The 22,584-nt window shown below is 34.4% G+C and carries 17 protein-coding genes and 1 pseudogene; 17 read left to right on the top strand and 1 reads right to left on the bottom strand.

Features of this window, described 5'->3' with window-relative positions:
- Positions 1–242: 242 nt before the first annotated feature.
- From FC72_RS10075 to FC72_RS10160, 17 genes are all read left to right on the top strand, one after another.
- A complete protein-coding gene (locus FC72_RS10075; RefSeq protein WP_235805175.1) occupies positions 243–1,667 on the top strand; it encodes an APC family permease in 1,425 nt (474 codons plus the stop codon).
- Between the two features lie 308 nt (positions 1,668–1,975).
- Positions 1,976–5,251 (top strand): leucine-rich repeat protein, encoded by a 3,276-nt coding sequence (locus tag FC72_RS10080; RefSeq protein ID WP_057767370.1) that lies wholly within the window; start codon positions 1,976–1,978, stop codon positions 5,249–5,251.
- A gap of 36 nt (positions 5,252–5,287) precedes the next feature.
- On the top strand, positions 5,288–5,815 hold the full coding sequence (locus tag FC72_RS10085; protein WP_083480814.1) for a VanZ family protein: 528 nt from the start codon (positions 5,288–5,290) through the stop codon (positions 5,813–5,815).
- A gap of 80 nt (positions 5,816–5,895) precedes the next feature.
- Positions 5,896–9,072, top strand: coding sequence for a leucine-rich repeat protein (locus FC72_RS10090; protein ID WP_057767372.1), 3,177 nt, complete (start codon positions 5,896–5,898; stop codon positions 9,070–9,072).
- A 96-nt stretch (positions 9,073–9,168) separates the two neighbouring features.
- Positions 9,169–9,903, top strand: a complete 735-nt coding sequence (locus FC72_RS10095) for a YebC/PmpR family DNA-binding transcriptional regulator (protein ID WP_057767374.1) — start codon at positions 9,169–9,171, stop codon at positions 9,901–9,903.
- Positions 9,904–10,101: 198 nt separating this feature from the next.
- On the top strand, positions 10,102–11,070 hold the full coding sequence (gene comGA / locus FC72_RS10100) for a competence type IV pilus ATPase ComGA (RefSeq protein ID WP_057767376.1): 969 nt from the start codon (positions 10,102–10,104) through the stop codon (positions 11,068–11,070).
- Positions 11,024–12,049, top strand: coding sequence for a type II secretion system F family protein (locus tag FC72_RS10105; RefSeq protein ID WP_057767378.1), 1,026 nt, complete (start codon positions 11,024–11,026; stop codon positions 12,047–12,049). Before comGA ends, FC72_RS10105 begins: the two co-directional genes overlap by 47 nt.
- Positions 12,049–12,336, top strand: coding sequence for a prepilin-type N-terminal cleavage/methylation domain-containing protein (locus FC72_RS10110; RefSeq protein ID WP_057767380.1), 288 nt, complete (start codon positions 12,049–12,051; stop codon positions 12,334–12,336). The genes FC72_RS10105 and FC72_RS10110 overlap by 1 nt, the downstream gene beginning before the upstream one ends.
- Entirely contained in the window at positions 12,272–12,760 is a 489-nt protein-coding gene (comGD, locus tag FC72_RS10115) for a competence type IV pilus minor pilin ComGD (protein WP_083480816.1), read from the top strand. Before FC72_RS10110 ends, comGD begins: the two co-directional genes overlap by 65 nt.
- Entirely contained in the window at positions 12,744–13,025 is a 282-nt protein-coding gene (locus tag FC72_RS10120) for a hypothetical protein (protein WP_057767384.1), read from the top strand. The genes comGD and FC72_RS10120 overlap by 17 nt, the downstream gene beginning before the upstream one ends.
- On the top strand, positions 13,015–13,455 hold the full coding sequence (locus FC72_RS10125; RefSeq protein WP_057767386.1) for a ComGF family competence protein: 441 nt from the start codon (positions 13,015–13,017) through the stop codon (positions 13,453–13,455). The genes FC72_RS10120 and FC72_RS10125 overlap by 11 nt, the downstream gene beginning before the upstream one ends.
- 251 nt (positions 13,456–13,706) lie before the next feature.
- Complete coding sequence (locus FC72_RS10135) at positions 13,707–14,708, top strand: class I SAM-dependent methyltransferase (RefSeq protein WP_235805176.1); 1,002 nt, start codon at positions 13,707–13,709, stop codon at positions 14,706–14,708.
- Positions 14,709–14,718: 10 nt separating this feature from the next.
- Positions 14,719–15,906, top strand: a complete 1,188-nt coding sequence (locus FC72_RS10140; protein ID WP_057767390.1) for an acetate/propionate family kinase — start codon at positions 14,719–14,721, stop codon at positions 15,904–15,906.
- A gap of 181 nt (positions 15,907–16,087) precedes the next feature.
- Entirely contained in the window at positions 16,088–17,779 is a 1,692-nt protein-coding gene (locus tag FC72_RS10145; protein ID WP_268871667.1) for an oleate hydratase, read from the top strand.
- A gap of 519 nt (positions 17,780–18,298) precedes the next feature.
- A complete protein-coding gene (gene ald / locus FC72_RS10150) occupies positions 18,299–19,417 on the top strand; it encodes an alanine dehydrogenase (RefSeq protein ID WP_057767393.1) in 1,119 nt (372 codons plus the stop codon).
- Between the two features lie 25 nt (positions 19,418–19,442).
- Positions 19,443–20,471 carry a bifunctional threonine ammonia-lyase/L-serine ammonia-lyase TdcB gene (gene tdcB, locus FC72_RS10155; RefSeq protein WP_057767395.1) on the top strand — a complete coding sequence of 343 codons (1,029 nt, stop codon included), beginning with the start codon at positions 19,443–19,445 and terminating at the stop codon, positions 20,469–20,471.
- A 61-nt stretch (positions 20,472–20,532) separates the two neighbouring features.
- Positions 20,533–21,867: an APC family permease gene (locus FC72_RS10160; RefSeq protein WP_057767397.1), complete on the top strand. Its 1,335-nt coding sequence runs from the start codon at positions 20,533–20,535 to the stop codon at positions 21,865–21,867.
- A gap of 545 nt (positions 21,868–22,412) precedes the next feature.
- On the opposite strand, the pseudogene FC72_RS10855 reads toward FC72_RS10160, so the two are convergent.
- Positions 22,413–22,584, bottom strand: a pseudogene (locus tag FC72_RS10855) (NAD(P)-dependent alcohol dehydrogenase); the annotation flags it as partial.

Below are 22,584 nucleotides of genomic sequence, written 5' to 3' on the forward strand. Positions count from 1 at the left end.
ATCTTACGATTTCCACGTTCTGATCTTTTTTCTTAGGACTTTTGTCACAGCCTCTTTTTTTAATTGAATTGGTGGGTTTTTATGAATGGGAAAAAATTAAATTTATTTTCAACAACAATGTTTGGTCTTAGTGCAATTATTGGTTCTGGTTGGATGTTTGGATCCAGCCAAGCTGCAAAAATTGCTGGTCTGCTGCAATAATCAGTTGGATCATTGGTGCGGTACTGGTTGCTATGATAGCAATGGTTTACGTTGAAATTGGCACGATGTTTCCTGAAGATGGGGCAATGAGTAGATTTACTATGTACACTCATGGTTCATTTTTGGGACATATAGCTTCATGGGCAAATTGGTTGTCATTATTAGCAATTCTACCTATTGAAGCGGTAGCAAGCACACAGTATATGAGTACATGGCCATGGGAATGGTCTAAATTTACACACGGATTTATGGATAACGGCGAATTGTCTTCTAGCGGTATGATGATGGCTATATTGTTGTTATTTGTATTTACGTTTATAAATTATTGGTCAGTTGCTATTATGGCCAAATTTAATAACTTGATTGCTGTATTTAAATTAGTTGTGCCAATTTTAACCATGTTAGTTTTGATCATGGCGCATTTTGATTTAAATAATTTAGGTCATAATATGCAACAATTTATGCCAAATGGAACAGCTTCAATATTTGTAGCTATTGGTAGTGCAGGAATCATTTATTCATATGTAGCATTTCAGACGGTAATTAATTTAGGTAATGATATTTTAAAACCAGAAAAAAATATCCGTAGAGGAATAATTCTTTCTTTACTAATTAGTGCTGTGATCTACATTTCTCTACAAGTTGTTTTTGTTGGTTCATTACCACAAAGTGTTATGAGCAAAGGATTTGGAAGTTTGAATTTTAATTCTCCATTTGCTGATTTAGCAATTTTGTTAAATATTTATTGGTTATCAACACTAATCTATTTCACTGCTTTTATTTCACCTTTAGGAAGTGGTATCGCTTTTTCTGCTTCGGCAAGTAAATCACTTTCATCAATGCCAAAGAATAAACATTTACCAAAAATATTAGGTAAAACAGATAATGACTTTGGCTCTCCTAGAGTAGCTTTGCTAGTTAATTTGGTTGTAAGTATTATTTTGATAACACTTTTCAAAAATTGGTCATTACTTTCTAGGGTCGTCGCAGCTTCTACTTTGATTTCGCTACTAACTGGACCAGTAGTTGCCGGAAGTTTGAGAAAAATGGGACCTGATTTCAAACGTCCTTCTAAAATTAGAGGGATGAATATCTTGGCTCCAATAGTTTTTGATTTAATAAGTTTAGCGATATATTGGTCAATGTTTCCAACAACGGTTGAAGTTATAGTAATTATTGTCGTTGGATTACCTATATATATCTTTTATGATTTTAAACGTGGATTTAAAGAGTTCAAACCTAAAATGTATGCCAGTTTGTGGTTTATCGTTCATTTAGCAGGATTATCATTAATATCCTGGCTTGGTAGCAGTGACTTTGGTGGGAAAAATTTAGTTTCATATCCATTTGATTTTGTTTTAATTCTGATTTTTTCAACCTTTATTTATTATTGGGCAGTACATTCTTCATATCGCACTAAGTATTTTGAAGATGCCAGAAAGATTAATAATAAAGTAAAAATGTAAGCTTAAATGAACCGATACTTGCTGAAGAGGTATAAAATCAAGTTTTAATAATTATTTTTTTAATGATTTATTCAATAATTACATTATCTGTTATAATTACGAAGTTAGGTTTATTAAAGGCGATGAATATTACCATTATATTGATTCTTCGTTCGTGAATAAACGAAACTTGAACTTTTTTTAAATCATTTTGAGTTTAATTTTGTTTAATTGCCTTAGGGAAATAAAGGCTGAATTTATTGAGTATTTTATTTAGGTAGTTCAGATGAATTATATAGAAATTATTAAGTACAGGTTTGGTATAAATCATGAAAATGAACAGGGAAATATTAATTAAAAATGGTAAAGAAATTGTAATTGCTACTAGTGCCGCAATTAGTTTAGGGATAGGTACTTCAATTACACATCAAGTTTTAGCTCGTGCTAGTGAAATCGATGCACCTACAAGTATGTCGGCTGACTTATCAGGTACAAAAACGGTAACTGATTCAACAGATACAGATCCAAGTGTATCGGGGAATTCTAATACTACACCAGAAGAAGCGACAGAATCTGGAGATAATGGCAGTGATTCGACACCTGAAACAAAGGAATCAACGACGAATCCAGAGCCTGAGACTTCTAAAAATGAAACAGGAGATACCGGTTCTGAATCATTAACTACTCCCACGACCCCATCACCATCGGCAGACGTAGCTCAACCGGAAGCAGAATCCATATCTTCATCAGATCCAGCACCAAGTCCCCAAGAATACACATCTGGCGGGTTTAAATGGGTAAAAAATGATGATGATACATCTAATAGTTCTGTAACTTTAAAGGGTTTGGATCCTAATAACTCAACTGTTACATCTGTTAATGTTCCATCAACGGTTGATATTGATGGGTCTACATATAATGTGACGGGAATTGGCAGTTTGGCATTCTTCAGTAATAAAAGTTTAACTAGTGTTATTTTGAATGATGGTTTAACTAGTATCGGAGATAATGCCTTTGCGTACTGTGACAATTTAAATACGGTTGATTTTTCTAAAAATAATACTTTAAAAACAATTGGTTATGCGGCATTTGCATCTGATCCCATAGAATCACTTGTCCTACCAAATACTGTGGAATCGATAGGTGAGAGTGCTTTTGCTAATAATTCGGCTCTAGAGACTTTAACTTTGCCTGATAGTTTGCAAACAATTGGAGACAAAGCTTTCCAATTTAATATTAATTTAACTTCAGTAATTTTTAACAAGGGTCTAAAAACCATTGGTAAACAAGCATTCTATAGCAATAAAAGTTTGGCAAGTATCATTTTTAACGATGGTTTAACTAGTATTGGAAGCGAAGCTTTTGGATATTGTAATGATTCGGACAACCCTCATTTGCTTACAGTTGATTTTTCTAAAAACAGCACATTAAAAACAATCGGTGATATTGCATTTTATAGTGATTCAATAGAATCGCTTAATTTGCCAAGTACTGTAACTTCTATTGGTATGAAGGCGTTTGGATTTAATAATGCCTTAGAGACTTTGACTTTGCCTGATAGTTTACAAACAATTGGAGAGCAAGCATTTGTTTCCAACCCTAACCTTAAAAGTGTCTTTTTTGACAAGTCACTGACTTCGATTGGAAATGGTGCTTTTGAGTATGATGGCATTTCTGGTGATTTAACAATTCCATCAAATGTAACCTCAATTGGTGATCAAGCATTCTTTAGTAACCAACTTACAGGAATAAACTATTCTGGAAGTGACTTAACTTTAGGGAATGAAACGTTTAAATCTAATCATATAGTTAATATTAATGCTCCTAAAATGTCTATCAAAGGAAAGTATGGATCAGGTATGGGGGGGTATCAGACATTTACTTTCTTCACTGATTCCAAAGACTCCCAAAATATTAAGATTTCTGATTTATTTGATATCAATGTCGAAGACGGTGACGAACAGGGATTGGGTATCACTGATTTGAGTGATGGTGTTGAATATTCTAAAGAGACTGGAATTTTTACGGTTCCTTCTGACACAAAGAGCTTTTCATTTCATTGGAGTGTTGGACCAGAATATAATGGTCAGTATAATGTTATTTTTGGCAATCCAATCATCAAGGCAGTTGATTCAACTCACACACTTGGTTCACCATGGACACCTGATGAAAACTTTATGAGTTGTACTCTTGAAGATGGCACTGAAGTTCCTTTAACAAATATTAAATTTTCAGTTAAAAATTCTGCTGGTCAAGGTATTCCGACGGTCGATGTAAATACTGCTGGCAAATATGAAGTTGAATACAGATACAAAACGGATAGTGCAAATTATAGTACGACCGTTACGGTGAGCGTTCAAAAAAATCAAGGAACTTATAGACTTTCTAGATTAAGTGGTACTGGTTCTAGTATTTATAGTGGTACTCCCAAGAGTATTGAAGGAAGTTATAAGGTAACGTTTTCAAATGATGATAATACTTATTATGAAACAAAGCCTGGAGATGTTGAGTTTGTGAACTCACCAGCTACTGACGTGGGAACATATGATATTCAGTTGAGTGATCAGGGGCTGAAGGCAATTGAAAGCCTGGATAAAAATAATACTTATAATTGGACAGCGGATAAAAATACTTCTAAGTATATTGCTCCTACGTATGTTATTGAAAAGTTACCAATAACAATCACTGCTGATAATTCAGCAAAATCTTCTGATGAAAGTGATCCAACATTAACAGCAGAGGTTTCAGGTGGAGAAGGAGATGCAATAAAAGGTCTAACATATACATTATCTCGTGAATCTGGAGAATCAGTTGGTACTTATCCAATAACTGTCACTTACACAGATACTGATAATCCTAATTATGAAATTACAGTTGAATCTGGAACATTTACAATTACAGGTATTGCTTCAGATGATACTTATACTATGAACGTTGGAGAATCTGCTCCAACAGCTGCCGATTTTCATGCGATTGCATACGATGTTAATGGACCAGTTAGTGCTATTTCTCTAGATTTGAATGGAGCTGATCTATCAAAGAGTGGTGACTATACAGTAACTTTGAGTACGGCAGATGGAATGAAAAAGGATGTTATTTTACACGTTACTGGCGGTAATTCGGGAGGTACTACTACTCCAACTACACCAGTAGATCCCGTAGACCCAGATAATGGTGATCATGATAACGGTAGTACTACGGTAGACCCAGTCGACCCAACTGATCCAGTAAAACCAGTGGATCCAGTTGACCCGACAAAGCCAACAGATCCAGACAATCCGGTTGACCCAGATACTCCAGTAAATCCAGAAGGGCCAAATGAATCTGAAGGATCTGTTGCACCAATAAATCCAAGTTTACCAACAGAATCTGGTAATAAAATAAACGGGGCTGTAACCTCTGAATCAAATGTTGATGGCAATGCTGTTATTACACCAATGGGGAACAAGCAAGTTAATACAGAATTAGAATTACCATCGTCAACTGATGGTAAACTGCCTCAAACTGGTGAAAAGACAAGTTTAATGGCAACAATCAGTGGTATTTTACTTAGTTCCTTATCTTTAATAGGAATTGATTTTAAACGTCGAAAAAATAATCGTTAATTTAAGTTTATAACTTGCTAATTATGGAGAACGAATTTGATTAATAGAATCAGTAAACACGAAAAATGGTATTGGTGGATAATAATTGGAATTGAATTAGTATTATTTTATAGTTCATCAATGACTTATAAACAACAAACGTCAGTACCTTTTTTAGAAAAACATTTAGGATCAAATAACAAGCCATTTTATAGTTTGTTGAATCAAATTAGTTTTGATTATGGTGGTAAGATCCAGTCTATTAAAAATGATGGATATTATCATTTCGTTGAGTTTTTCATACGTAAGGGAGCTCATTTTGGAATATATTTTTTATTAGGATTATTTTTGAGTCTGGCTTTGTATAATTATTTTAAAAGTTATAAGTTTTTGAGTGTTTTCGTCCCTTGGATGATGGCGACTGGTTTAGCAGCTTTTGACGAATTTCACCAAGGATTGACCGGAGGAAGAACTCCATCGGTTAGTGATGTGATTTTAGATAGTGCGGGAGCATTACTGGCAAGCGCAATTCTGTTATTGATTATTTATATTTTGAATAGTAAAAGAAAAAAAGATCTCAAATGAGGTCTTTTTATTTGTCTTAAAATTAAAACTTTATATAATATAATCAAAATTTGTTTAAACAGAAGTGCGGGATGCCTATCATGAAAATGAATAAGAATGTATTAATTAAAGATGGTAAAGAAATTGTGATTGCTGCAAGTGCGGCAATTAGTTTAGGTGTGGGTACTTCATTAACACACCAAGTTTTAGCTCATGCGGCTGAAGTAAGTACGACGAGCACAACGCCTAGTACATCAAGTACAACCGCTACTAAAGCATTAAGTTCTACAGAAACTGGTACAGGAACTGCATCTACAGGCACAACAAATTCAAGTCCAATAACTACGAGTGCAACTGCCCCTACTACCACGACAACAACTGCTTCAGCACCAGTAACTTCAACAACAGTAACTACTCCTGTGGCTACAGGAACATCCACTGGTACGTCACAAACAACACCAGTTGTAACTGGTCCAACCACTTCAACTACAACATCAACAACGACTAGCACTGCCTCTACGACGCCTTCGACAACTCCAGCGACAACGGCGCCAACAACAACAACTAGCTCTGCTACAACAGCGCCAACAACAACAACTAGCTCTGCTACAACAGCACCGTCAACAACAACGCTGTCAACAACAACCAATACCGCTACTACGACACCTTCGACGACTAGTCCTACTACCGTAACACCAAGTACGCCAACTACAAGTTCATCTCAATATACTTCGTCTGATTGTTTTACTTGGTCAACTGATTCAACTTCAAAGACGGCTACTGTAACGGGTCTATCCAGTGGTGGTTCTACAATTACATCAATCAATCTTGCTCCAACAGTTACGATTGACGGCGTTACATATAATGTAACGGCTATCGGTGATAATGCCTTTCAATTTAACAATAATTTAACTTCACTTATTTTAAATGATGGATTAACAACTATTGGTAAAGAAGCATTCTATAGCAATGAAAATTTAACTAGCGTTATTTTAAATGATGGTTTAAATAGCATTGGAGAAGGTGCCTTTGCTTACGATAGTAAATTAGCATCGGTTGATTTTTCTAAGAATAATTCTTTAACAACGATTGGTGATGATGCGTTTACGTCAGATCCCATTACATCAATAGTTTTGCCAAAGACGGTAACTTCTATTGGTAAGACTGCCTTTGCATATAATGATGCCTTGACGACTTTGATTCTTCCAGATAGCTTACAAACACTTGGAGATCAAGCGTTTGCATCTAATGAGGGACTTAAGAATGTTGTTTTTGATAAAGCATTAACTTCGATTGGATACCAAAGTTTTATTTATGATAGTAACTTAGCTACTCTTGATTTTAGTAACGATACAAATCTGCAATCTATTGGAGCAGGAGCTTTTGAATACGATAGTGTTTCGGGTGATTTAACAGTTCCAGCAAGTGTTACTTCTGTAGGTGATCAAGCCTTTTTGAGTGATCAACTTACTGGATTAGATTATTCTGGAAGTAATCTTTCTTTAGGAAATGAAGTATTTAAATATAATCGTATCGTTAACATCAATGCTCCACATGTAGCTATTAATGGATCATTTGGTACGGGTATCGGTGGATATCAAGTTGATACTATTTTTACTGATCCAACACATGATAAAATTTCTGATTTCTTTAATATCAATGCTGATGGTTTTGGTGAACAGTATTTGGGTATTTTTGGATTGACTAATGGCGTTACATATTCTAATGGTGTATTTACTATTCCTACTGGAACAAAGAGCTTTGCTTTTAATTGGAGCATTGGTCCTGAGTATAATGGCCAATATAATGTCGTGTTAAACAATCCAGTGATTAAGGCAATTGATTCGGTTGAAATAATTGGTTCTAGCTGGAGCCCAGCCGATAATTTTGTGGGATGTACTCTTGAAGATGGTACGGTCGTTCCTTTCTCAAGTATGAATGTCTCTATTAAAAATCCAGCTGGTCAAAGTGTTTCAACAGTAGATACTAATACTTTAGGAGACTATCAAGTTACTTATAGTTATGGAGCATACAGTACAACTGTAAATGTAAGTGTTAAAAAGAACGCTGGTACATACAATTTAAGTGGTACAGGATCAAGCGTTTATAACGGTAGTCCTCAAACTGCAACTGGGAGTTATCAAGTTGTGCTTTCAAATGGTGATACATATACTACACAACCTGGTGATGTTGAATTCGCTACACCAGCTACAGATGCTGGTACTTATCAGGTTCAATTAAGTGCTCAAGGATTGGCCGCCATTAATAAACTTCAAGGTAGTGACCTTTACGATTGGAATCCTGGTACAAATACAGCAACATATGTAATTGAAAAATTACCTATCACTATTACGGCTGATAATTCAGCCAAATCTTCTGGTCAAAGTGATCCGACATTAACCGGGAACGTTTCTAATGGTGTAACAAATGCTCAGTATACTGTTTCTCGTACTGCTGGTGAGACGGTCGGTACTTATCCAATAACCGTTACTTACACGGATGCTGAAAATCCAAACTATGAAATAACCGTAAAACCAGCAACCTTTACAATTACCGGGATAGATGGTTCTGATTACACAATGAAAGTTGGATATCCAACACCAACAGTTTCTGACTTTAAGCCCGTTGCTTATGATCTTAATGGTCCAGTTAGTGAAATTTCTCTAAATTTGAATGGAGCTAATTTATCAAAAAATGGCGATTACACTGTAACTTTAAGTACAGCCGACGGAATGACTAAACAAGTTGTTTTGCACGTAACAGGAGGCAGCACGGGAGGTAGTACAGGGCCAACAACGCCAACTACTCCAGATAATCCTGATGAAAATGATGAAGGCAATGGAGATAATGGTAATCAAGAGGTTCCAGAAGAGCCTGAAAAACCAACAACTCCAACAAATCCTGAAGAACCAGGTTCGGTAACTCCAGAGGAACCACAAGGTCCTGAGACATCAACAAAACCAGTAGAACCAACATATCCATCCTCACCTAAAGCACCAATTATCAGTGGCGGTAATGCTGTCAAAATTGCTAGTGGCCAAAAAGGTTATGTAATTGAAAGCATTAGTACAGCTAATAATTCAAACAAAGTTTCAACTCTTGAGAATCCTCAATCTAAAACAAGAGTACAATTACATAATCAGTTACCTGTATCGAATAAGGGTAGATTCCCTCAAACAGGAGATAAAACTAGTTTATTAACAACCATTACTGGCGTTTTACTTGGATTATTGTCCTTAATTGGAATTGATCTTAAACATCGTAAAAATAATCGCTAATTTCACTTTATAACTTACCAGTTAATATTGAAATGATAGTCATATTTTGATATTATGTTATCTGGTTTACGATAAAAGTGAAAGAAGGAAGCAGAAATGTCAGGACACTCAAAATGGCATAACATCCAGGGTAGAAAAAATGCTCAAGATGCTAAGCGTGGTAAAATTTTCCAAAAATTGTCACGTGAATTATTTATGGCGGCAAAAGCGGGTGGTGCCGATCCAGACAGTAACGCTGCCCTTCGTTTAATAGTAGATAAAGCTCGTGCAGCTAACATGCCTAAAGACAATATCAAGCGTGCCTTAGATAAAGCCGAAGGCGGCAGTGATGAACATTATGATGAAGTTACATACGAAGGCTATGCTCCAGGTGGAGTTGCAGTTTTAGTTGAAGCTTTAACAGATAACAAAAACAGAACTGCATCTGCCGTACGTGTTGCGTTTACTCGTAACGGAGGTAGCATGGGCTCAAGTGGTTCAGTTGCTTATATGTTTGACCGCAAGGGTTACCTTGTTTTGGACCGTTCAAAGAACAGCCAAGATGAAGATGAAGTATTGCTAGATATTATGGATCTTGGAGCAGATGATTTACAAACATCAGATGATGCGTTTGAAATCTATACAGATGCTAAAGATTTTGCTGCAGTACGAGATGGTTTAATCGAAAAGGGATACGATGTTGCTAATTCAGAATTAACAATGATCCCTCAAAATACGACACCAGTGCCAGAAGATAAAAAAGAACAATTTGAACGCATGATCGATCAATTAGAAGACGATGATGATGTTTCAGAAGTTTATACAGCTGCTGCTGATGACGATGATGAATAATTAATTTTAGAGAGTGTGACAAAACATTGTCAGCTTTCGAGCATTGAGGCGAAAAGTCCCAGCAATCCGATTTTGGATTGTTGGGGCTTTTTGATTTAAGCAAAAAAAGTTATGGTTTGTCACACGTTTATGCTGCATACTTACAAAAAATAATTATGTCATAACCTTTTTTCGTAATTTTTAGAAAGGAGGTTAATAATGACGGTCGAAAATATGGTAAGAAACTTACTTAATGAAGCATGTGATAACAAAGCTACAGACATATATTTTTTTCCAAGAGAAGATGATTACTTTATTGAAACGAGGAGTGATACTGATCAACCAATGATGACTCAATTAACTACTGATGAGACATTAATGATTCTAAATTATTTAAAATTTAACGGTGGATTAGATGTTTCGGAGAGAAGAAGATCACAAAAAGGATCGTTTAGTTTTTCGTACCAAGGTCAAAAGATTCATATCAGAATTTCGTCTGTAGGTGATTTCTTAGATAGAGAATCGTTGGTAGTTAGACTTATTTATCCTCAAAATTTTAATTATCAAATTAACGAAGAAATTATTGAACAGTTATATCCCGTAGCAAAGAAGAAAGGAATGATGATTTTTTCTGGTCCGATGGGTTCAGGTAAAACATCATTGATGTACGCTCTTTGTAAGAATTTGAGTAGTAGTAAGAAGGTAATGAGTATTGAAGATCCGGTTGAAATAGTGGAGGAGGATTTTCTGCAACTACAAGTTAATGAACATGTTGGTCTAACATATGAAGAATTAATAAAGACAAGTTTAAGGCATAGACCAGAAGTCCTTATTATTGGTGAAATACGAGATGCAATCACTGCAAAACAAGCGATTCAAGCATCCCTTTGTGGGTATACAGTTATGACCACTATTCACGGGAAATCTAAATTTTCGGTAATTCAAAGATTAAAGCAATTTGGTGTAGATCAAGAAGAGATAATAAATTCTGTTAATTTAATTTCATATCAAAGACTGATTCCAACGATGGATGGACTGCAACTGTTTATAGATACAGCAAACGAACAAGAAATCGATTTATTTTTAAGGGAAAGTAAAGATGATAATATCTGGGGTCAACAAATGGAGCACGCTTTTCAAAATGGATACATTAATAGGGAAACGTATCAAGAATATCTTTACGGTTGATAAGATTAGTGAAGATCAACAATCACAATATTTATTGTTATTGGGTAAGTTAATAAAAAACGGATTTTCCCTTAAGCAATCAATAAATTGTCTAAGATTAATAAGCACCAAGGATAAGATATTTAAGCAAATATATGAAGATTTACAAAATGGAGAAATGATCTCTAAGTCCTTACGACACTTGAATTTACCACCGTCTATTTATAATCAAATAATAATTGCTCAAACAAATGGAAATTTGCAAAAGGTTCTGATACAAAGTGGATCGATTCTTCAAATGAAAGTTAAACAAAAGAATAAACTTAAGGAATTACTTTCATACCCATTCTTTATTTTGGGATTTTTACTAGTAATGATCGTAGGTATGAAAATATATGTTGTCCCACAATTAGACATGGGAAGTGAATCCAAATATATCGATTTATTCCTTCAAATATTTTTTGGAACAATCATTTTAATCGGCTTATTTTCATTTACTTATGCAAATTATTTGAAGAGACTTTCTGAATTTCAAGCGGCTAGTCATCTAATTAAATTACCGATCGTAGGAAAAGTTTATCTGAGCTTTTATCAATATATTCTTTTACAAGGATTGGGATTACAAGTTGCCAGTGGATTAAATTTAAGAGAAATATGTTCAGTAAACTTGAGTTTTAGTAAAGGATCGCTGCAAGAAAATCTGGCCAAAAAAATAGAATCTCAATTAAAAATAGGTATTTCTTTATCCAAGATGATTGAAAAAGATAAATTTCTTCCTAATGAATTAAAGTCTATTTTGCAATTAGGAGGTAATAAATCAGAATTAGCTCAAGATCTTATTTTGATGTCAGAGCTTAAGTTTGACGAGACACAGAAATACTTAAAGAAAATATTGAATTTAGTTCAACCTATTATGTTTGGAATTATTGCATTAATTATAATTGCTACTTACTTAATGGTTTTGTTACCAGTATATGGAATGATGAAAGGGATGTCCTAATGAATAAATTAAAAAAGAAAACTAGAGAAGCTTTTACACTGATAGAAATGGTAATAGTGCTGTTTATTATTTCACTACTATTGGTTTTGATTATTCCAAATCTTGGTGGTCAAAAGGAAAATGCTGTCAATAAAACAGACGAGGCTTTTAGAACAACACTACAAACACAAGTTGATATGGAAGATGAAAAGGTAACAAATTTTGATAAATTGAAGTTGACCGATGAACAAAAGAAGAAAGCTCAGAAGTTTGAAATCAAAGATGGACAAGTTATTTATAAAAAATAGATTAGGCTTCACTTTAATTGAATCAGTGGTTGTTTTAGTGATATTTTGTTCAGTAATTTTTGCGACCAGTGTAAGTGTTAAAGATTATCAAGCAAAAATTGAAGAGCAGCAATCTATGCAACAATTTAAAAATGTCTTTAGAAATACTTTGAATAAGGCATTTCTAACAGGAAAAGATTACAACATAGTTATTTCAAAAAAGTCTAATTCAGCCATTTTTAAATCGAATAGTGACGATGACTTTTTAATAAAAATTAAATTTCCCAAAACGATAAGTTATTTCAAAGCTGAATCGACTATTCAAATTAGAAGAAATGGTTTGATTCGACCACAAACAATCAAATTTTATTCAATCATGACTAAACAAAATTATATCTATGTTATTCAAATGAATTGGGGTGAGATCATTGAAAAGAAAACATAAAGGTTTTATTCTTGCCGAATCAGTGGTTTCTTTATTCATAACATTGTTGATAGCTTCTACGATGGCGGTTTGTTTGGGACAAGAGTATAAAAAAATAAAAGTATATGAGCATCGTATTTATGCACATAAGTTGATGTTGACTAATTTAAGCAGTAAACAAGTTATTTCAAAACAGATTATTAAAAATCAGAAATATCAATTTGATCAAGAAAAAAAGAAACTAAGGGTTCAAATTGATCAAGAGGTTTACCAAATTGTGTGGTAAAAGGTCTGGAATGATGCTGTCAGAATCCTTAATTGCTTTATTAGTTACCGTATTAGTTATGATGGTTTTGCAACAGACTCTAAAAGTAATAAAGCATGTTCCAGATAATTTAAATACTGAACAAATCCGTTGGCATATGACTAATGAGTATATTCAAGATAAATTTCAAAACGAAGAGTTAAAATCCATATCTTCAAAAAAACTGATTTTCGATGACAAAGATAAATCTGGTGCCACTCATGTTTTAGAATTTTACCAAAATATGCTGCGAGTAAGATCAGAACAAGGTGGTCATGTTCCACTTGTTATCGGAATACGCAGCGGAAGTTTTAAAGTACGGGATGATTTGATCATCATAAAAATGATAAATGATAAAAATCAGACTTCGGAGATGCATTTAATTAATGTTAGTAAAAGAAATAGTGATTAAAAGATCTGCAACGGTCATGTTTACAACCATACTCGTGCTAAGTGTTTCAATTTTAACCATAGGTTTTGGTAATATGTACTTTAAAAATCAAATTGAAAATTATCAGAGACTAGATAATTATTACAAACAAAAGATTGTGCAAAAGTTTGATAAAACAGATACAATAAGGTTCTTGGAATATAACATAGTTGAATAAATTTTTCGGCAACATTAGAATATTAATGTTATTTGTAAAAGAACTGGAGATAAAAATGCAAACTTATTATGATAAATTGAGTCAAGCAGTTATGCTGCTACAAAAGGCTCTTAAAACAAGTTATACAGATGCATTGGCGGAGGCATTAACTGATCTAGCTAATGGAGAGGTTTATGTTGAAAATGGTGCACCTGATCAAGATACTGTGGAAAAGTTAAAAGTAATCTATGATGAGTTAAAGGAAATAAACTTATCTCAAACAGAAATGAAACAAGCAATCACGGTTAATATTATTAGTGCTCAAAAATTAGATAAGACAGAAGTTAATAAATTAGTAACCCCTGATACGATTGGATTAATTACTAGTTTAATAGCTTATGAGATTTTGAATGCTGAAAATGTTAAGAATTTTAATTTAGTTGATCCAACAATTGGAACAGGTAATTTATTGATTGAATTTGTTGAACAACTAAAATTAGCAGGCGACTTCAAAATAAATATTGCAGGAATTGATAATGATGACATTTCTTTAGGTCTCGCCAAAGCATTTACTGAAGTTATGAATTTAAATCTATCGGCATATCATCAAGACGGAATCGCTGATTGGCAATTTACAGATGTTGACATGGCGATTGCTGATCTTCCAGTTGGTTATTACCCAATAGACGAAAACGCTTCCAGATTTGAAACTAAGGCTGATGAGGGGCATTCATATGCTCACCATCTATTGATCGAACAAACCATGAATAGCTTGAATGAAAACGGTGTCGGAATTTTTGTTGTTCCTTCACAAATTTTTCAAACTGATCAAGCTAAAAAATTATCTCAATGGATGGTTCAAAACGTTTATCTACAGGCGGTTTTAGACCTTCCAGGCAATTTGTTTGCTTCAAAGGAAGCACAAAAAGCTGTAGTAATATTACAAAAACATGGTACAAAAGCTCAACAATCTGCTAAGGTTTTAATGGGTACTATTCCGAATACAAATGATCCAAAGCTATTTGAGGGCTTTAAAAATCAAGTTCAGGATTGGGCCAAAAAAACTTTTAAAGGTTAGGTGAAAAGATATGTCCAAAATAATTGCAGTTAACTCAGGAAGTTCAACCCTGAAGTGGAAGCTGTATGATTTACCAGATGAAACTGTTGTTGCTAAAGGTATGGTTGACCGTTTAGGTTTGTCAGACTCTGTCTTTGAAGTGAAGTATAATGGCGAAAAATTCAGTGAAACTGGCGATATTCCTGATCATATAACTGCTGTTAACAAGATGTTGAAGAAATTAATCGAAATGAATATTATTTCCGATTATAAGGAAATTACGGGTGTAGGTCACCGTGTCGTTGCGGGTGGTTCAATATTTAAAGATTCTACAGTTGTAACTCCTGAAGTTATCGAGCAAATTAAGAAGTTGGCAGAATTCGCACCATTGCACAATCCTGGTCAAGCAGCCGGTATGGAAGCATTTGAAAAGATTTTACCAGATGTACCACAAGTTGCCGTGTTTGATACTTCATTCCATCAATCAATGGATCCAGTAAATTATTTATATAGTATTCCTTATGAATACTATGAAAAGTATGGCGTACGTAAATTTGGTGCCCATGGTACAAGTCATAGATATGTTTCTGGTGCTGCAGCTAAGTTCCTTGGCAAACCACTAGAAGATTTGAAGATTATTTCTCTTCACTTGGGAAGTGGAGCTTCTATTGATGCTATCGATGGTGGAAAATCAGTTGATACATCAATGGGATTCACACCTTTGGCAGGTATCACAATGAGTACACGTTCTGGTGATATTGATCCATCATTGATGGCTTATCTAATGCAAAAATTGAAGTTAACAGATCCACAAGATATGATCGATATCTTAAACGAAAAATCAGGGCTACTCGGTATTTCCGGTGTTTCACCAGATATGCGTGATTTGATTGCTACTAAAGAAGACAATAAACGTTCAAAACTAGCAATCGATATCTTTGTAAATCGTATAGTTAAATATGTTGGTTCATACATGGCTTTACTTGGCGGTGCAGATGTATTGATCTTTACTGCTGGTATGGGCTTTGCTAATCCATGGATTCGTCAAATTATTTCCGAAAAATTTGCATACATGGGTATTAAGATCGACAAAGATGCTAACGAAAACGGTAAGGGATTACGTAAAATCAGTACAGATGATTCAAGTGTTACTGTATTGGCAATTCCTACTGACGAAGAATTAATGATTGTTCGTGATGTTGTTAGACTAACAAAATAATAAATTCCCAAAGTTCTAAGTGTGGAGATTATTCTTCGCACTTAGAACTTTTTTGTTTGAAATTCTTAATTTTATCAAAATGTTGTAATTAAATTTTAGAACTTTTATGTTTTAAAAAATAGAAGTTGTAAACCTTTACATGGCACTTATAAATGGAATATATTAGGCGTATAAAGTTAGAATGGAGGGCAATATTATGACACGAAAAGCGTATATGATCGGTACCGGAATTGGTAATTTAGCCGCTGGAATTTATTTGATTCGTGACGGTGGATTTAAAGGTGAACAAATTACAATGATGGGCCTTGAAACACATGGTGCTAATGATGGTGATACAGTTAAGGCTTACGAAAATGAATATAGTAATCAAGCACTGTCTAATAATAAAGGTTTTCTAGCTAAAGGTGGACGTATGTTGAATGAAGAAACATATGAAAATCTTTGGGATCTTTTGAGATCAGTTCCTTCATTAGACAATCCTGGACAAACTGTTACTGATGACATTTTAAACTTTGATCATGCACACCCAACACACGATGTTGGTAGATTGATCGACCATAATGGACCTAGGATCCATGGCGACAAAAATGATTATAAGCATATGCAATTCAACAATAAGGATCGTTTCTTGCTTTCTAAATTAATGCTTACTCCTGAAAAAGACGAGGAAAAACTGAATAATATCAGTATTGCCGAATACTTTGCCAGCAGTCCACACTTCTTTACAACTAATTTTTGGTCAATGTGGCAAACTACTTTTGCATTTAAACGTGCTAGTTCGGCTATGGAATTACGTCGTTATATGAATAGAATGATTCTGGAATTTAGTCGAATAAATACATTAGAGGGTGTTACTAGAACTCCTTATAACCAATATGAAAGTATTATTTTGCCAATGAGAAAATATTTGGAAGATAGAGGAGTAACGTTTATTAATAACCGTAAAGTTGTTGATTTGGAATTCAAAGATACTCCACTTCGTGACGATATAATTGTGACGAAGATCAAGTATGAAGAAGTCGATAATGACAATAAAGCCGGTGAAATTGAAGTAGATGAGAATGATTTTGTCTTTGATACCAATGGTTCAGTTACTGACAGTTCATCAATAGGTGATTTTAATACTCCAGTTAAGGAAAATATGGAGTATGCTCCAAGTGCTGCTCTATGGAAGAAGGCTGCTGAGAAGTTCTATTCACTTGGTAATCCAGATAAGTTCTTTGATGATCGTACGCAAAGTGAGTGGATGAGTTTTACGGTTACAACAAATAATCATTTCTTATTAAATGAAATTTGTCGTATTACGCAACAAGAACCAGGTAACGCTTTAAATACTTGGATCGAAAGTACTCCTCTAATGTCGATCGTTGTTCATCATCAACCACACTTTAAGGCTCAAAAACCAAATGAATCAGTTTTCTGGGGTTACTTTATGTATCCAAGAAGAAATGGTGATTACGTTCAAAAACCAATTATCGAAATGACTGGTGAAGAAATGTTAGAAGAATTCTTAGGTCATTTAGCAGCTGTTGATCCAGCTAAAGATAATGTTAGAAATCATAAACAAGAAATCATGGATAGTATTGTTAACGTTATTCCAGTCCATTTGCCATATGCTAGTGCTTTGTTCAATCAAAGAGCAGTGGGTGATAGACCGGATGTCGTTCCAAAACATAGTAAGAATTTAGCATTTATTAGCCAATTCTGTGAAATGCCATTTGATATGGTCTTTACAGAACAATATTCATTCCGTGCTGCTCAAAGAGCTGTCTATACATTCTTAGGTATTCCATTATCAGAGATGACAAAGATGCATCATTATGAAAAGGATCCTAAAGTAATGGCAAGAGCAACTAAGACAATGTTTAGATAAAATTTAATTAACAAAGAATATGGAAGTAATTAGTGAAAAAAATATAAAGAAGACCTTTTTGGTCTTCTTTTTTTATTTTGATTGTATTTATGAGGTATACATGTGTTTATTAATGATGTTCAAATAGTGATGTGTGAACAACTGTTTATTGATAACAAACAATGTGAATTATTCACTTAATTTTTATCAGTGAACAGATGTATATTATCGGTGGTCAATTTAATTGAAAAAGTAGTGTTGTATAATGACAATGAACATCTGTTGAAAGTGTTGATATATCGGTGTTTTCTTTTTAGATATAAGTGTTTAATGATAATGGTACAAAAAATAAAAATTTATGAAACTAGATTATGAAAATAAAAAAATATTAAATTTGTTATTCACCGCAATCCCTACAATGAGAAACGTTTCACAATTTTTAGAAATTGTAAGATAAAGAAAATGAACTGAAAGCCTTGCCAAAGTCCAATTTAAATTATATTATGTACTTGTTAAAAACATCACATAGGAGGAATCAAGATGCAAATAGCTGTTATTAAAGAGCAAAAAGAAGGAGAAGGTCGTGTGGCCGCAACTCCCGAAAATGTCCGTAAAATGGTTGAAGCTGGAAACGAAGTTCTCGTTGAAAATAATGCCGGTGTTGGTGCTGGTTTTACTAACGATGAGTATGTAGAAGCCGGTGGTAAACTAGTAAGTCATAAAGATGGATGGAATGCTGATTTAATCATCAAGGTTAAAGAGCCTGATGCAGAAGAGTATCAATACTTCAAGAAGGGCCAAGTTATTTGGGGATTCCAACACTTAGCATCATCAAAACCAACTGTTGAAGCAATGATGAAAGCTGGAACAACAGCAATCGGTGGAGAAACAATTGTTAAAGATGGAAAACTTCAATTGTTAGCTCCTATGAGTGCTATCGCTGGACGTCGTTCAGTAATTATGGGTGCTTATTACTTGGAAGCACAACATCAAGGTCAAGGTATTCTATTACCAGGTATTGATGTTCCTGGAATTCATGCCGGACGTGTAGTTATCTTCGGTGGTGGTAATGCTGCTAAGAATGCTGCTCAATTAGCTTTAGGTATGGGCTGCTCAGTAGTTATCATTGAATTAAATGATGACCGTATTAAAGAATTGGAAGAAGAATTCAAAGGACAAGACTTCCGTGCTGTTAAATCAAACGAAGAAAACTTGGCTAAAGAAATTAAAGATGCAGATATCTTCATTTCTACAATTCTTATTCCTGGATCAAGACCACCTAAGTTGGTTAAGGAATACATGATCAAATCAATGAAACCAGGTAGTGTTGTTGTCGATGTTGCCATTGACCAAGGTGGTACTGTTGAAACTATCGATAAACCAACAACAATTGATGATCCAGTCTTTGTTAAAGATGGAATCGTTCACTATGCTGTTCCTAATCAACCAGGTGCCGTACCACGTACAGCAACAATGGCATTAGCTGCAGGTAATATTGATTACTTACTAGAAATTGCTGACAAAGGTATTGATGAAGCAATTAAGACAGACGATGCATTAGCTTCAGGTGTAAACGTCTATGAAGGAAAAGTAACAAACAAAGGTTTAGCAGATTCACTTGATCTACCATATTCAGAATTAACAGAATCAGTAAATTAGAATTTAAATATATGAGGTGATTAAAATGATTAAGGGAACAGATATTGATACCGCAGTAAACATTCATGATATTCAAGAAGCTAAAGCAATTGTTGGAAAATATGCTCGTAAGACACCACTTGTACAATCAATGTTTCTAAGTCGTAACATTGTAGGTGGAGATATTTTTCTAAAATTGGAAAATATGCAATTGACTGGTTCATTCAAGTTTAGAGGAGCCAACAATAAGATCAATCACTTATCAGATGAAGAAAAGAAACGTGGTGTTATCACTGCTTCAGCTGGTAACCATGCACAAGGTGTTGCTTTAACTGGTCATCTATTAGGTATCGACACAACAGTTGTTATGCCTGATGAAGCTCCACAAATGAAGAGAGATGCAACTCGTGGATATGGTGCCGAAGTTGATATTCATGGTGCTACATTTGATGACGCTCACAAATGGATGTTTGAAAGAGCTAAAAAAGAAGGAAAGACTATTGTTGATCCATTTAATGACAAATATGTTATTGCTGGACAAGGTACAATTGGTCTAGAAATTCTTGATGATTTATGGGATGTAGATACTGTTATCATTCCTGTCGGTGGTGGCGGTTTGATTTCAGGTATGGCTGTTGCATTGAAGTCATTTAATCCATCAATTCATATTGTTGGTGTTCAATCAGAAAATGTTCATGGTATGTATGCTTCATACAAAGCAGGACATATTGAAAGTCATCATGATGACTTTACATTGGCTGATGGTACTGATGTTGCAACACCAGGTGATGTAACATTCCCAATCGTAAGTGAATTAGTTGATGAAATTGTTCTAGTAAATGAAGAAGAAATTGCTACAGCAATGAAAGATCTTCTACAAAGAACTAAAGTTGTTGCTGAAGGTGCCGGTGCATTACCAGTTGCCGCACTTGAATCACACAAGATCGATGACAGATGGCTTAAAGGCAAGAAGACTGTTGCTATGGTTTCAGGTGGTAACGTTGACTTGGCTCGTGTATCAAATATTATTGATCACTTCTTCACACCAGTTAAGGCTGACGGTGGAATTGGTTAGGATAAACTCGTTTATCTTATTTGAACTTTAAAAACTTAATAAAAGCTCAGAGGTGTATGAAATGGAGAAAGAAACAACTAATCTGAAGAAAAATATTGGATTCGTTGCTGCTTTATCCACCGTAATGGGGACGGTTATTGGTGCAGGTGTATTCTTTAAAGCTGCTGTAGTCGCTGAAGCAACAGGGACTGTAAGCCTATCACTATTAGCTTGGTTTTTAGGTGGTGTAATTACTATCTGTGCTGGCTTAACCGCTGCGGAATTAGCCGCTGCAATCCCTGAAACTGGTGGAATGATGCGTTATATTGAGTACACGTACGGAAAGAAGCCCGGATTTTTAATAGGATGGGCACAAACTGTTATTTATTTCCCTGCCAATATAGCCGCCTTAGCAATTATATTCAGTACACAAGTTATTAACTTATTTGGGTTAAGTTCAAGCTTGCTGATGCCAATTGGTGTTGCTGTTGCCCTGTTCCTTACTTTGACTAACTTGTTAGGTTCAAAAGTAAGTGGACACGTACAATCATTTACGACCTTGTTTAAACTTATTCCTATAATTTTAATCATTATCTTTGGACTTTTTGCTAAATCTAAAGTTAATGTCAGTTTACTTCCTGTAACTGCAGGAAAGAACTTAGGATTCGCCAATGCGTTAGGACATGGATTACTTGCCACAATGTTTGCTTATGATGGCTGGCTTCATGTTGGTAACATTGCTGGAGAAATGAAGAATCCTAAAAAAGATTTACCAAAAGCTATTCTTCTAGGATTAGCAGGAATCATGATTGTTTACATGTTGATCAATTATGTATTCTTAAAGAGTATGCCAATTAGTCAATTTATTGGTAACGATAACGCTGCATCTGATGTTTCAGCCATCTTATTTGGTGGTTTAGGTGGAAAGTTAGTTACAATTGGTATCTTAATATCAGTCTTTGGAACAATTAATGGATATACAATGACAGGTATGCGTATTCCTTACGCAATGGCACTTGAAAATACTTTACCTTTCAGTAAACAATTGAAGAAATTGTCTAAGAGTGGAGTTCCTATCAATTGTGGTATCTTACAAGTAGTAATTGCATGTATCATGATCTTCCTAGGTGCATTTAATACCTTAACTGATATGTTGATTTTCGTAATCTGGATTTTCTATACAATGACATTCCTTGCAACAATGATTTTGAGGAAGAGAGAACCAGATATGAATCGTCCTTATAAGACACCACTTTATCCAATCGTTCCAATTATCGCTATCATAGGTGGATTGTTCATTGTTATAAATACTCTATTTACACAAACAATCTTAGCTTTAGTCGGAATAGCTTTAACAGCTGTTGGATTCCCATTCTACCTATACAAAGAAAAACAAAATAAGAGAATGGAAGAATAGAAAAAATCACATCGAAAGATGTGATTTTTTTTGTGTACATAAAGTAAACTTGTATTAAACATTTGTCTCTTTAATACTGTTAATAAGAGCGTGAAGAGTCACCTTTATGACCTTTGTATTGTTGATCTCAGTTTAAAACTATGGGCCAGGTTTATTGAGTATCCAATGGTTTAAAGGGAGGATATAGCTATCCAAACAGTGCTCTGTAGAATCGTAAAAAGGGATGTTATAAAACTGGCAGTATGAGCATACAATAAAAGGAATAACTTTTTTAAACCAAAGCACCTAAGATTAGTTCTAAGTAAAGACGGTTCTCTTTGCTTAGAACTAATCTTAGGATACTGAAGATATAATATTAAACGTGGCACTAGAGTCTTGAGCCTGTAATCAGCAATAGTCTCTGTTGCTTTCGTTTCTTTGATCAGAAGGTTGTGGGACTTTGAGTCCGTAACAACACACAGCGTTTTCTATTTAGACAAAATAAAACAGGCAATCCATCGGATTACCTGTTTTATTCACTTAAAATTTAAAATGTGAATTATTTATTATTCACCTGGTTTGTAATCTTTATCAATGATCAAGATAGGTTTGATAGTCTTACCACTAACTGAATCTGCATCAGCTTCATTGATTTGGTCAAAGTCATAGAACTTCTCTGTCAAATCGAATGGGAAGACACCCATTTGATAGAACTCGATCAAACGAGGAATATCAACT

This window comes from Companilactobacillus tucceti DSM 20183 (genome assembly GCF_001434665.1).
Classification (GTDB): Bacteria; Bacillota; Bacilli; order Lactobacillales; family Lactobacillaceae; genus Companilactobacillus; species Companilactobacillus tucceti.

Bases quoted from the DNA above. Each gene is read 5' to 3' on its own strand.
- FC72_RS10075 (WP_235805175.1), top strand. From the start codon at position 243: ATGGTTTACGTTGAAATTGGCACGATGTTTCCTGAAGATGGGGCAATG.
- FC72_RS10080 (WP_057767370.1), top strand. From the start codon at position 1,976: ATGAAAATGAACAGGGAAATATTAATTAAAAATGGTAAAGAAATTGTA.
- FC72_RS10090 (WP_057767372.1), top strand. From the start codon at position 5,896: ATGAAAATGAATAAGAATGTATTAATTAAAGATGGTAAAGAAATTGTG.
- FC72_RS10095 (WP_057767374.1), top strand. From the start codon at position 9,169: ATGTCAGGACACTCAAAATGGCATAACATCCAGGGTAGAAAAAATGCT.
- comGA (WP_057767376.1), top strand. From the start codon at position 10,102: ATGACGGTCGAAAATATGGTAAGAAACTTACTTAATGAAGCATGTGAT.
- FC72_RS10105 (WP_057767378.1), top strand. From the start codon at position 11,024: ATGGATACATTAATAGGGAAACGTATCAAGAATATCTTTACGGTTGAT.
- FC72_RS10110 (WP_057767380.1), top strand. From the start codon at position 12,049: ATGAATAAATTAAAAAAGAAAACTAGAGAAGCTTTTACACTGATAGAA.
- comGD (WP_083480816.1), top strand. From the start codon at position 12,272: ATGAACAAAAGAAGAAAGCTCAGAAGTTTGAAATCAAAGATGGACAAG.
- FC72_RS10135 (WP_235805176.1), top strand. From the start codon at position 13,707: ATGCAAACTTATTATGATAAATTGAGTCAAGCAGTTATGCTGCTACAA.
- FC72_RS10140 (WP_057767390.1), top strand. From the start codon at position 14,719: ATGTCCAAAATAATTGCAGTTAACTCAGGAAGTTCAACCCTGAAGTGG.
- FC72_RS10145 (WP_268871667.1), top strand. From the start codon at position 16,088: ATGGAGGGCAATATTATGACACGAAAAGCGTATATGATCGGTACCGGA.
- ald (WP_057767393.1), top strand. From the start codon at position 18,299: ATGCAAATAGCTGTTATTAAAGAGCAAAAAGAAGGAGAAGGTCGTGTG.
- tdcB (WP_057767395.1), top strand. From the start codon at position 19,443: ATGATTAAGGGAACAGATATTGATACCGCAGTAAACATTCATGATATT.
- FC72_RS10160 (WP_057767397.1), top strand. From the start codon at position 20,533: ATGGAGAAAGAAACAACTAATCTGAAGAAAAATATTGGATTCGTTGCT.